General features: G+C 42.0%; 12 protein-coding genes. 8 read left to right on the top strand and 4 right to left on the bottom strand.

All coding sequences use genetic code 11. The features are described 5' to 3' along the window. Positions 1-12 precede the first annotated feature (12 nt). Together V7L31_RS19685 and V7L31_RS19680 are read right to left on the bottom strand one after the other, a co-directional pair. Positions 13-360: a carbon dioxide-concentrating mechanism protein CcmK gene (locus V7L31_RS19685; protein WP_179065944.1), complete on the bottom strand. Its 348-nt coding sequence runs from the start codon at positions 358-360 to the stop codon at positions 13-15. An 85-nt stretch (positions 361-445) separates the two neighbouring features. Beyond that, positions 446-757 (bottom strand): BMC domain-containing protein, encoded by a 312-nt coding sequence (locus V7L31_RS19680; RefSeq protein WP_179065945.1) that lies wholly within the window; start codon positions 755-757, stop codon positions 446-448. 284 nt (positions 758-1,041) lie between these two features. Between V7L31_RS19680 and V7L31_RS19675 the strand changes: the two genes are divergently transcribed. The 3 genes from V7L31_RS19675 (at position 1,042) to V7L31_RS19665 (ending at position 2,581) form a co-directional block, all read left to right on the top strand. Continuing rightward, a complete protein-coding gene (locus tag V7L31_RS19675) occupies positions 1,042-1,935 on the top strand; it encodes an alpha/beta fold hydrolase (protein WP_334697791.1) in 894 nt (297 codons plus the stop codon). A gap of 201 nt (positions 1,936-2,136) precedes the next feature. Further along, positions 2,137-2,364 carry a type II toxin-antitoxin system HicB family antitoxin gene (locus V7L31_RS19670; RefSeq protein ID WP_179065947.1) on the top strand — a complete coding sequence of 76 codons (228 nt, stop codon included), beginning with the start codon at positions 2,137-2,139 and terminating at the stop codon, positions 2,362-2,364. After that, entirely contained in the window at positions 2,357-2,581 is a 225-nt protein-coding gene (locus tag V7L31_RS19665) for a type II toxin-antitoxin system HicA family toxin (protein WP_334697790.1), read from the top strand. The genes V7L31_RS19670 and V7L31_RS19665 overlap by 8 nt, the downstream gene beginning before the upstream one ends. A gap of 149 nt (positions 2,582-2,730) precedes the next feature. Here V7L31_RS19665 and hemB read toward each other — a convergent pair whose 3' ends face one another. Then, positions 2,731-3,711 carry a porphobilinogen synthase gene (hemB, locus tag V7L31_RS19660; protein WP_334697789.1) on the bottom strand — a complete coding sequence of 327 codons (981 nt, stop codon included), beginning with the start codon at positions 3,709-3,711 and terminating at the stop codon, positions 2,731-2,733. A gap of 351 nt (positions 3,712-4,062) precedes the next feature. Next, positions 4,063-4,422, bottom strand: a complete 360-nt coding sequence (locus V7L31_RS19655) for a DUF4870 domain-containing protein (protein WP_334697788.1) — start codon at positions 4,420-4,422, stop codon at positions 4,063-4,065. A gap of 123 nt (positions 4,423-4,545) precedes the next feature. Between V7L31_RS19655 and prfC the strand changes: the two genes are divergently transcribed. The 5 genes from prfC (at position 4,546) to V7L31_RS19630 (ending at position 11,993) form a co-directional block, all read left to right on the top strand. Next, complete coding sequence (prfC, locus tag V7L31_RS19650; RefSeq protein WP_334697787.1) at positions 4,546-6,174, top strand: peptide chain release factor 3; 1,629 nt, start codon at positions 4,546-4,548, stop codon at positions 6,172-6,174. 204 nt (positions 6,175-6,378) lie between these two features. After that, entirely contained in the window at positions 6,379-8,664 is a 2,286-nt protein-coding gene (locus tag V7L31_RS19645) for a M48 family metalloprotease (protein WP_334697786.1), read from the top strand. A 645-nt stretch (positions 8,665-9,309) separates the two neighbouring features. Beyond that, positions 9,310-9,816 carry an RNA recognition motif domain-containing protein gene (locus V7L31_RS19640; RefSeq protein WP_179065953.1) on the top strand — a complete coding sequence of 169 codons (507 nt, stop codon included), beginning with the start codon at positions 9,310-9,312 and terminating at the stop codon, positions 9,814-9,816. 723 nt (positions 9,817-10,539) lie between these two features. Beyond that, positions 10,540-10,980 carry a SufE family protein gene (locus V7L31_RS19635; protein ID WP_334697785.1) on the top strand — a complete coding sequence of 147 codons (441 nt, stop codon included), beginning with the start codon at positions 10,540-10,542 and terminating at the stop codon, positions 10,978-10,980. A gap of 101 nt (positions 10,981-11,081) precedes the next feature. Then, on the top strand, positions 11,082-11,993 hold the full coding sequence (locus V7L31_RS19630) for an alpha/beta fold hydrolase (protein WP_334697784.1): 912 nt from the start codon (positions 11,082-11,084) through the stop codon (positions 11,991-11,993). The last annotated feature ends 406 nt before the right edge of the window (positions 11,994-12,399 follow it).

Raw genomic sequence — 12,399 nt, 5'->3', positions numbered from 1 at the left:
AGGTGATTAAATCTATCGATTGTTTGATCTAACAATGGGATTTTCTACAGATTCTCGATACTGTTGGACTTGTTCTGTGTAACCAATTGGTAGAACAGCTTCAACGTTTTCATGGGGACGAGGAATAATCACCCAGGATTCCAGAGTACCGCCATAAACATTTTCTGCGGCTTCAACACCAGCAGCCATCGCGGCTTTTACTTCAGAAACATCGCCACGAATATTAACTGTAAAGCGAGCGCTACCTACTCTGATATAACCAACGAGGGTGACTCGACCAGCTTTTACCATAGCATCTGCTGCTGCTAGCACCGCCGGAAAACCTTTGGTTTCAAGTGCTCCAACTGCCTGTAATGACATTATTAATCTCCTGTATGAACAAACGATATGGTGGCTACAAGTTAATTGTACGAAGCTTCGCTACAGATTTTGATAGCAAAATTGCTTAGAACATACGGAAAGGTTCTGATTCCTCGGTGAAATGGATTGGTAATATGGTTTCCACATTTTCCGGGGGATTAGGAACAATGTAGTAGGTAATTACTGTACCAGCTTTGACTTGCTCTCCCGCTACAATTCCGGCTTCAACAGCTCTATTTACTTCAGAAACGTGTCCCCGAACGGCGACTAACAAGCGAGCGCTTTCTGCTTGACCATAATACACAATTGTGACTGCGGCAGCTTTGACCATTGCATCTGCTGCTGCTAAGACACTAGGAAAACCTAAAGTTTCAATTACGCCAACCGCCATTGGCATGGCATTAGCTCCTGGATTAAGGGATAAGCGATTTTAATTGTACGTGGCTTTTGTCCCAATTTTGACATTTTGGAAAACTTTCTTGGATCTAGAAATTTCGGGGGAGTGGGTAGAGACACGATTAATCACGTCTCTACAGGAGTTGGGAGTTAAAATATTTTGATTGCGGCTGGTTTATGTTTTATATATTACAAATAATACTTGAGCATATTAGTTTTTGTAATTTTGTTGTTGCACAAAATCACCTATATCTGAAAGTAAGCTAATACGATAAACTGAAATTTATGTTTCAAAATTTTCTGCCTACAGCAGTCAAGCAACTAACAGAACCTACTTCGATCGCACTAGCTCGGAGTATTCAAACCACTGCGATCGCTACTCCTTTAACTAATCAACCAGTTACTACAACATTTGTCAAGCAAGGGTGCGGTGGAACTCCGATTTTATTAATTCACGGTTTTGACAGTTCTGTATTGGAATTTCGGCGGCTTTTACCACTACTTTCTGAAGATAATGAAACGTGGGCAGTGGATCTGTTGGGTTTTGGGTTTACAGATAGACTCTCAGGAATTGCCTATAGCCCAACTGCAATTAAAACCCATCTTTATTATTTCTGGAAAAGCCTAATTAACCAACCTGTAATTTTAGTGGGTGCTTCGATGGGGGGTGCGACGGCGATTGATTTTACGCTGACATACCCGGAAGTAGTAAAAAAGCTAGTGTTAATTGATAGTGCAGGGTTAGCGGGTGGTTCGCCATTGAGCAAATTAATGTTTCCCCCGTTGGATTATTTCGCAACTCAGTTTTTGAGTAATTTGAAGGTACGCGATCGCGTTTCCCGCGTTGGATATAAAAATCAAAGTCTCGCCTCTGTTGATGCGCTGTGTTGTGGTGCATTGCACCTACAAAGTCCGAATTGGAATCAAGCTTTGATTGCTTTCACTAAAAGTGGTGGTTATAGTGCTTTTAAATTTGATGTATTATCACAAATTGTGCAACAAACGCTAATTTTGTGGGGCGATTCTGATAAAATTTTGGGTACTAAGGATGCCACAACGTTTCAAAAGGCAATTCCACACAGTATTCTCACCTGGATTCAAGATTGCGGTCATCTCCCACACCTAGAACAACCACAAATCACCGCACAGCATATTTTAAACTTTTGTGGTTCGGTTTGAATTGTGGCTTCTATTTGGGTCAGTGCAGCGTTAAGATTATCTCGATCGCATTCTGTAACTGCAATATTAGGGAAGGGCAGTAAGATTCAAACCTCTCTCTTAAAAGGAGAGAGGTAAAACTGTATTGCATCCAAACGAGAACCGCTATATCTAAAGTAACTTACTATCAAGATTGATCTATCTACTCGACTAAAGACAAAAATGAAGCAAACAACACAATTTACTGCTATCATTGAGCGCGAAAAGGATGGTTATGTATCCCTCTGTCCCGAACTCGATATCGCCAGCCAAGGTGACACAATTGAAGATGCACGGAATAACCTAATTGAGGCATTAGAATTATTTTTTGAGACAGCAGATCCTTCTGAAATTAAGCAAAGGTTGCACACAGAAGTTTTTGTTACACGCCTAGAGGTAAATATTGGCTAAACTGCGTGTTCTTTCTGCTAGAGAAGTCTGCCGCATTCTGGAAGAGAACGGCTTTGTACAAGTGCGCCAGCGTGGTAGTCACATAATCATGCAGATGCAAACCGAAGACTCAACAATTACAGTTCCTATACCCAATTACGAAGAATTACGCATCGGTACTTTGCGGTCTATAATTCGTCAGTCAGGATTACCTCGTGTTTTATTTGAAGTTAATTAAACTTGAATTATTGAACTTGCGTAGGCATAGCCCAACCCAGGCATCGCAATAAATAAAATCCAAAAATCTCACGCCCAAACACCAAAACACAACTCTGTATCTTGGCGCTTCTGCGTGAGATTTCTTAAACTCTTACTCAATCGCCCAGCCTACTTTAACCATCGCGCCGCATCTTTGGCATGATAAGTCAAAATCAAATCTGCGCCAGCCCGTTTAAACCCAGTTAAAGTTTCCATAACCACCCGCTCTTCATCAATCCAACCATTGAGCGCCGCAGCTTTCACCATCGCATACTCACCAGAAACATTGTAGGCTGCAACTGGCAAGTTACTCGCTTCCTTCACCCGCCAAATAATATCCATGTATGCCAAGGCTGGCTTAACCATCAGCATATCAGCACCTTCAGCGATATCCAATTCAATCTCTTTAATTGCTTCGCGCGAGTTACCTGGGTCCATTTGGTAAGTTCTTCTGTCCCCAAATTGCGGCGTCGAGTCTGCTGCATCCCGAAATGGGCCATAATAACCCGAAGCATACTTCGCAGCATAAGACAAAATCGGCGTGTCTTGAAATCCGGCTTCATCTAGACCCTGACGAATTGCTTGCACAAACCCATCCATCATTCCCGAAGGCGCGATGATATCAGCACCGGCTTTGGCTTGAGAAACTGCTGTTTTCTTCAATAATTCCAGAGTTGGATCGTTTAAAACTCGTCCTGTTAAATCACCAGTTTGTAAATAACCACAATGGCCGTGGCTAGTATATTCACATAAACAAGTATCAGCAATTACAACCAAATCTGGCACTGCTGCTTTTACTGCCGTCGCTGCTTTTTGGACGATACCGCAATCATGCCAAGCACCAGTAGCATCAACATCTTTATCAGCCGGAATCCCAAATAAAATAATCGAAGGAATTCCTAAGTCATACACTTCTTTTGCTTCTTCGACAATTTTATCTACCGAAAGTTGGTAGACACCGGGCATGGATTTCACCTCATTAGCGATTCCTTCACCTGGTACGGCAAATAATGGATAGATTAAATCGTTTGTTGTTAAAACAGTTTCACGAACCATCCGGCGCAGTTGGGGATGAGTACGCAGACGACGGGGACGATGTGTAGGAAACATAAAATTTTATGAAGAAAAACAACGCAAATGGACACAAAATAAAGCGTCACAAAAGCAGGCTAAAATTTTCCTGCCGTCAGACAGACTACAAACAGTGCTTAACTGTCCTTTGCCCTACTCTTAATCAAGTTGTGGGGCAATTTTGTATTCTACAGCTTGGTTGCACCTATCCGACGGACTGGAAAAAAAACATCATCATGAAGTAATTCAGAATTCAAAATTTAAAACGCAAAGTAGCACAGAGGTAAACGCAGAGGCACGCAGAGAATTTGCTACTAATTTAATGAAATGTTGTACTTGGTAGCAAATAGCTGACAATTATCAATACCCCATTCCCAATGATAATTTGTGTTAAAAAACCCGGAAAATATAAGGATAACGGAAGGGTATATCAGGATTGCTGAAAACTCCGATGAGCGCCCAAATTGTTAATCCCCAGTGCAATATATATCCCAGACCGGCTAGCGGCCCCAGCAATAATAGTGGTAACACTAACCAACCGAATAGAAAAAATAGCGCTCCCAGAATTCCTCCATAAAGCCAGACATTAAAGTGAAAATTGATGGATTCTCTGGCGTTTTCTTTAACAACAGGATCGTCAGATACAAGCAGTATGGCAATAGGTATACCTACAGATATCACCGTTGTACTAAAAAAAATGGCTCCATGAGACAAGGCAGATAGAAGCTTTCGCTTGTCTGTGTCGTACATTGCTTTCTCCTATTTAATCAGATTGTTGATTCCACTACGACCCTATCACGAGCATCGTTGTCTTAAGATTAAAAGACTTACCAGAGTCAAAAAAATTAAGCTAGCTGACAAACAAATACATTTATGTCTACTGAACTTCAGTCTGAACTTATTCAAGCAGTTGAACTTCGCCGCAACTTTGCGATTATATCTCACCCCGATGCGGGTAAAACTACACTAACAGAAAAACTACTCCTGTACGGAGGGGCAATTCACGAAGCTGGGGCAGTCAAAGCGCGACGGGCACAGCGCAAAGCTACATCTGACTGGATGGCGATGGAACAACAACGGGGTATTTCCATCACCTCCACGGTGTTGCAATTTGAATACCGGAATTGTCAGATCAATTTATTAGACACTCCCGGACACCAAGACTTCAGTGAAGATACTTATCGCACCCTCGCTGCCGCCGATAATGCCGTGATGTTGATTGATGCGGCAAAAGGTTTGGAACCCCAAACCCGTAAGTTGTTTGAAGTGTGTAAGTTGCGGGGTATCCCGATTTTTACATTTATCAACAAGCTCGATCGCCCAGGAAGGGAACCTCTGGAATTGTTGGATGAAATTGAGCAAGAATTGGGATTGCAAACCTATGCGGTAAACTGGCCGATTGGGATGGGCGATCGCTTTAAAGGTGTTTTTGATCGGCACAAGCAACAAATTCACCTGTTTGAACGCAGCGCCCACGGCAGCCGAGAAGCCCGTGATACGGTAGTCGAATTAGGCGATCCAAGAATAGAAGAACAGCTAGAACAAAGTCTGTACCACCAACTGAAAAATGATCTGGAACTGTTAGAAGGAGTTGGACCAGAGCTAGATTTACAGTTGATACACGAAGGCAAAATGACGCCTGTGTTTTTTGGTAGCGCTATGACTAACTTTGGGGTAGAGTTATTCCTTAAGTATTTCCTCGACTACGCCCTCAAACCCGGCTCTCATATCAGCAGTGTTGGCGAAGTTCCCCCCACATACCCGGAGTTTTCGGGGTTTGTCTTTAAGCTGCAAGCAAATATGGACCCGAAACACCGCGATCGTGTCGCATTTATCCGGGTTTGCACTGGTAAGTTTGAAAAAGATATGATGGTGAATCACGCCCGCATTGGTAAACTTATCCGTCTGTCTCGCCCGCAAAAACTCTTTGCTCAAGAGCGAGAATCGATTGATGTGGCTTATCCTGGCGATGTGATCGGTTTGAACAATCCCGGTGTTTTTGCGATCGGGGATACAATTTACACGGGACAAAAGCTCGAATATGAAGGGATTCCGTATTTTTCGCCGGAACTGTTCGCGTCTCTGAGGAATCCCAACCCCTCGAAGTCTAAACAATTCCAAAAAGGCGTTGCGGAATTGCGCGAAGAAGGTGCTGTGCAAATTATGTATTCAATTGATGAAGCCAAGCGCGATCCAATTTTGGCGGCGGTGGGTCAGTTGCAATTCGAGGTGGTGCAGTTTCGCTTACAAAATGAGTATGGTGTAGAAACCATATTAGAGGTATTACCCTATAGTGTCGCCCGTTGGGTTGAGGGTGGTTGGGAAGCATTAGAAAAAGTGGGACGGATTTTCAATACCACTACTGTTAAAGATAGTATGGGACGCCCAGTGTTGCTATTCCGCAATGAATGGAATTGTCAACAGTTATTAGGCGACCATCCAGAGTTAAAATTAAGCGCGATCGCTCCAGTATTTTCTAGTCAACAACCAGTGGAAGAATGAAGAAGAATCCAGAATTCAGAACTCAGAATTCAGAATTATTTTCACAGAATATTCAACTGAATTCTGGTGACTGGCTCCTGAATTCAATATTGATCGTTCACTTGACAAGCAAAACTTGAGCGCGGTTGATTTCCACGGCATCCGAGGTTCGCGCTTTTGCACAAACGTGGATCATTTAGAAGAGATTGGAGTGCCAGAATTTGTATGCCTTCACATGCCAAACCGTCTTTGGAGGCTGGTTTAGTTGCCCTCAAGCAGGGAAATTACCAAACAGCGATCGCTCAACTAGAACCTATTGCTAGCAGCCAGAGTAATGGTACTGCTAGTCTACAAGCCCAGGTTGGTTTAGTGATGGCTTTTGCTCGCACTGGCGAAGTTCACAAAGCGATCGCTATTTCCCAAAATCTCATTGAGAGTAACAATCCGCAAGTTCAAGAGTGGGCAACACGCGCTCTCGAACACCTGACAAAACGTAAAAAACCTGAGCAAGAATCAAAAAATGTCGAAACTGGATTTGTTGCCTTTGAGAATTCAAATCCAGATTCAACCCCAGATTCAACCCCTGTTACTCCCCCAGAAACTCCTACATTAGAGGAAAAGCCAGACGATCGAATCATCGAAACCAAGAGCAACGAAACCCCGCCGATGGTGCCACTACCTAAACTCAAAGCTACAGTAGCGACACCACCACCCCCACCTCCACTGGCTACATCACTAAACGGCTTCATGGGTTCTGTAACCCGCACTCAAGCTAAACTATTTGGCGTTATTTATTGGCGACAAGCACAACGCGCCAGAGCATGGCAACCACTACGTAAACCGAAATTAATTCCCTTACGGTTACTGTCAGCAGGAACGTTCATTGCCCTGTTTTGGGTAATACGGGAAATGCTCAAATTAGCAATGGGATTCATCAACCAGACTTTAGTCAAACTTCCTTATCTGGAGCCGTTGCAGCTTTTATATCGCGACCCTACTAAGTTGTTGCTAATAGTATTGGTGATTTTACTTGCAGTATCACCGTGGTTGCTGGATCTGCTATTGGCGAAATTGTATGGTCAGCGAGAATTCTCTAAAGATGTATTGAATGCTCATAGCCGTGAAGCTGTTCGGGTGCTACAACGTTGTTGCCAACAGCGCCACTGGCCGTTACCCAAACTGCGGATTTTACCAACGGCTGCACCAATTATTCTGACTTATGGTAGTTTACCACGTAATGCCAGGATTGTTGTGAGTCAAGGGCTATTAGAACAACTGGCAGATGATGAAATCGCCATTATTTACGCCACGCAGCTAGGGCATATTGCTCACTGGGATTTTGCTGTAATGTCTTTGTTACTGCTGGTGACACTACCAATTCATCGGCTATATCAGCAAGTGTCGGAGTTAGGCGACAGAATATCAGCAAAAATTTGGCGCTGGCCGGTGACAATTCTGGCAACTTTAATTTATGGAGTTTGGTGTTTGCTGACTGGAACTGCATTGTGGTTGTCGCGGTTGCGGCTTTATTATAGCGATCGCGTTGCCGCTGAAATTACTGGTAATCCCAATGCCCTAATTCGCGCTTTACTTAAAATTGCCATTGGCGTTGCCGCTGACATCCAAAAAGAAGAAGAGACAAGTTGGCAACTAGAAAGCTTAAATCTTCTGACACCAGTTAGCCACCAGCAGAGTTTATCTTTGGGCACTATTGCCAGCAATTTATCTTTTGAATCATTTTTGAAGTGGGATACTGCCAATCCCTATCGCCAATGGTTTACGATTAATAATAGCCACCCTTTAATGGGCGATCGCATCGAACGCCTCTGCCAAATAGCCCGTCACTGGCATCTAGACACCGAACTACATTTTGCTAGTGAACCATCAAAGGTGAAGCGACAGTCTTTCTTATTACAAATCGCTCCTTGGTTGGGAATTCCTCTAGGGGTTTTGTTTGCAGCTTTAGTCTGGCTAACTTGGCAACTAGCATTTGCACTCAAGTTTTTAAATCTAAAGTGGATTTATGAAGATTGGTCTTTCATTACAGGCTGCCTTTTGATTGGCTTTAGCATCGGTACAGTAGTGCGGATTAATTCTTTCTTCCCGGATATTAAACCTGCCACTGTGCAAACTGATGACAGCTTACCCAACCTATTATCTGACCCTTCTGCCTTACCCATTGACAGCATCAGCGTGCGTCTGGTGGGCAAATTATTAGGTCGTCAAGGCACTAGCAACTCCCTAGCGCAAGATTTAATCTTCCAATCCAGTGCAGGTTTGGTGAAATTACACCACATTTCTTGGCTAGGACAGTCAGTCAATCACCAAGATTTAATTGGTAGGCAAATTATCGTCACAGGTTGGTTCCGGCGAGGAGCAACACCTTGGATTGATATTCAAACCCTACAAACTCAAAGTGGTAAAACCATTCATAGCCCTCATCCCATTTGGTCTACTTTTTTAGCAGTTGCAGCACAGGCTTGGGGCGCATACGTTTTTCTTACTGGTTAGTCATTAGTCATTGGTCATTAGCAAAGGACAAATGACAAAGGACAAATTGGAATGTAAACAAAAGTTGCAGGTTTTCTTTACAAGTGTTACATTTATTCACACAAACAATAGCAGCCGATATAACTCAGCACTACTGCTTAGTTATTAATTCGGATGCTTTTTCCCCTGCTTCATACCTTTTATCCTCCCAACACAGCAGAAAACTAACCAGCCAATGGCTGGTTTTTGTCTCAAAATATGCTCTCTTGAATAAAAAAATGTGTTTCATGTTACGATGCAGTAATACTAATGTCAGAAATATATGCGCTAAACTAGCTACGTAGAAAATACCGTGGTAATGTAGGGAATGGTATTTGATTCTGCGAAAAAGAGCATGGAAGAAAGCGTGTACTTTAGCAGGCACTAGGCTATTAAATTTACAATTCTTAGAATTAAGGTGTTATTAGCTCACCATAGTGTGAGCCTTTTGATTAAACAAGCTTGATCCCGACGAAAAACTGTATTGTTGTATAGGTTGATAGTTTCGAGCAAAAAAATTGGTTGATGGCAGTCTTGGTCAATAGCATCTATTTAAAAGTTAAAAGCCTAAGCCAAGTGATTGTTTTCTCGCCTTGCCATGTTCATTTAACTCTGGAGGTATAGTTCATGTCCGTTCGCCTATATATAGGTAATCTGCCTAAAGATGAAATAGATCGTCAAGATCTGCAAGCAGTTTTTGCAGCAGAAGGTGATGCTGTAACTACTAAATTAATTAAAGACCGTAAAACTGGCAAATGCCGTGGTTTCGGTTTTCTGACAGTCAACAACGACGAACAAGCTGACGAAATCATTGAAAAATATAATGGTCAGCTGTTCAAAGACACTCCCATTAAGCTAGAGAAGGCATTACCTCGGACTAAGGGTGAAGAGGGCGAGGAGCAAGCTCCTAAACCAGTTACTCTTGCTAGTAGTAGTACCCCGACTCCTAGCCCCAGCAGAGAAGGTAGCCGCCGTGAGAAAAGTTCTAAGAAGCCTCGTCGTGGCGGCGGTGGCGGCGGTTCTCGCGAAAGCAGTACCACAACTACCGATTCAGACGCTATTCGTCCAGATCCTCGTTGGGCTTCGGAATTAGAAAAGCTGAAGCAGATGCTAGCTGCACAAACTACGAATTAATCTGTCAGGGAGAGAAGTTAAAAATTAAAAATCAGAATTTTTTTTGATTTTTAATTTTTAATTATCGATTATTATCTAGCTGCTTAGTTAATCTACTTGCAGCTAATTTTGTAAGAATAATTCAGAACTCAGGAGTCAGAATTCAGTATTGAATTCTGTAGGAGTGGGTAATAGCGAAGCGGTTATGGGTAGAGTATTCTGAATTCTGTATTCTGACTCCTGATTTATAATCGCGTAAATGCACCCAACCTAGACATCGCCTTAACACTAGTACAACACGGCGTAAATCAACGAAACTCTTACGCTGTATTCATTTTTAATTTTTAATTTTTAATTTTTAATTCCGCCTTGCGGTACTAGTCACCTGATGCGTACCTTTAGGAGATAGGAGCGTTCAAAATCTCAATTAAATCAAACGACACATAAATTACACCCATCGCTCATACTTACGTAATATAAAAAGTATATATTAATGCAATTAGAGCTTTTATCAGCTTACTTTTAAAACTTGCTTATAAAAAAATTAAGTTTTTGTCATTAGATGCCTTAAAAAATCTGAACGATGTGAATGCGATGCCTAGGTTGGGCTGCGCCTACGCAGTAATTGTCTGAATTTGACAAGTTATAATCAATGATGGTTGTTATAACTAGCTGATATGGCAACTCGATCGCTCTAAAGATAATTTACACTCAAAGTGATACCGATCGTTTGCTGCTTCTGTTATGTCCTCAACTCTAGATTCTTTGCCACCTGCGCTAGCTAAAATTGTCCAGCGCTTTCAACGCGCTTCCGAACCGAAGCGGCGCTACGAACAGCTAATCTGGTATGCTCAGAAGCTCAATGAGTTCCCAGAAACCGATAAATTACCCGAAAATAAAGTTCCTGGTTGCGTGTCTCAAGTTTATATCACCGCAGCCTTAGATGACGGTAAGGTTATATTTCAGGGTGATTCCGATTCCCAGTTAACTAAAGGATTAGTAGGGCTGCTGGTTGAAGGATTGCAGGGATTAACGCCAACTGAGATTGTCCAACTTACCCCAGATTTTATTCAAGAAACAGGTTTAAATGTTAGCCTGACACCTTCCCGTGCTAATGGGTTTTACAACATTTTTAAAACCATGCAAAAAAAAGCATTGGAATGTAAGTTAGATTTGCCTAACTAAACTTGGTCATTTGTCATTAGTCATTTGTCATTAATCATTTGCAAAGGACAAAGGACAACTGACAAAGGACAAATAACGTACAAATACCAAAATTTAGTGTCATGTCAACAAATTTATTATCTACCTCTACTGGTATTAGCTTTGGTGGAGTAGTTCAAGAATATCTCTGGAATTGGGAAAACCAACAATTGCGCGTTGTTTATGAAACTCTTGGTAAAGGTTCACCGCTATTGCTATTACCATCTTTCAGCAGTGTTTCGACACGTTTGGAAGTCGGCGAACTTGCCAAGTTACTAGCTTCCAATTTTCAAGTGGTAGCCATAGATTGGCCTGGATTTGGTGAATCTCCACGCCCTAGCTTGAATTATCGACCGGAAATATATCAGCACTTTCTGGAAGATTTTGTCAAAGCTGTTTTTAATACTCCTGTTACTGTAGTAGCGGCTGGTCATGCTGCTAGTTACGTTTTACAATTAGCTGTGAAATCGGCTGCTTTCTCAAAGATTGTATTGTTAGCTCCTACTTGGCGTGGGCCTTTGCCGACAATGGGGGCAAGTCAGCAAATAGCTGGCTTTGTGAGAGGATTGGTGCGATCGCCTATACTTGGTCAAGCTCTCTACAAACTCAACACTACCCAATCTTTCTTAAGTTTTATGTACCGTCGCCATGTCTTTACTGACGCGGCTAAAATTACACCCAGTTTCATTGAGAAGAAGTGGCAGACGACTCAACAACCAGGAGCGCGATTTGCTTCTGCTGCCTTTGTAACTGGTAATCTTGATGCTGTACGCGAACAATCTGATTTTTTAGAACTTGTAAAGTCTTTAACCGTACCGCTCATGGTAGTAATTGGGGAATCTAGCCCGCCTAAATCACGAGAAGAAATGAATGCTTTGGTAGCCTTACCAGGAGTGAGAAGTGTTGTTATCCCTGGTTCTTTGGGACTGCATGAAGAATACCCAGCAGTTGTTTTAGAAGTAGTTCAAGATTTTTTGTTTTCTTCTGAAAATTAAATCCTCACTTATCCATCAAAGTATAATTTTCTTGTTTGCGATAATTATTATTGCATAGCACTTATCGTTTGTATGCAATAGACTCTGACCTTTCTCCTTTTAGGAGAGAGGTTTTAAATTTTACCCGGTACCAGTAATATTTAATTCTTCTCTATATCCTTGAGATTGTGGTTAGGACGCTACTAAAGCTAAGGGCGATGTAGTAAATGGTGTGAAATTAGCGATCTATTCACTGCTATATCTGCCCCTATTTCCGTTTGAGTACGGATCTCAGTTTAATCTCTATTAGGTTAAAAAGTGAGGGCCAATCAAAATTTGAAAAATGAGTAACAATCAAAAATTAAAATATTTATCTCTAGTGTATTGTGCATATTTTGCACTGACAATATATTGGGACTTTCACTAT

This window comes from Nostoc sp. (assembly GCF_036916655.1).
Taxonomy (GTDB): domain Bacteria; phylum Cyanobacteriota; class Cyanobacteriia; order Cyanobacteriales; family Nostocaceae; genus Nostoc.
Note: the sequence above shows the minus strand (reverse complement) of the source record. Positions and strands in the feature narration are given on the sequence as shown.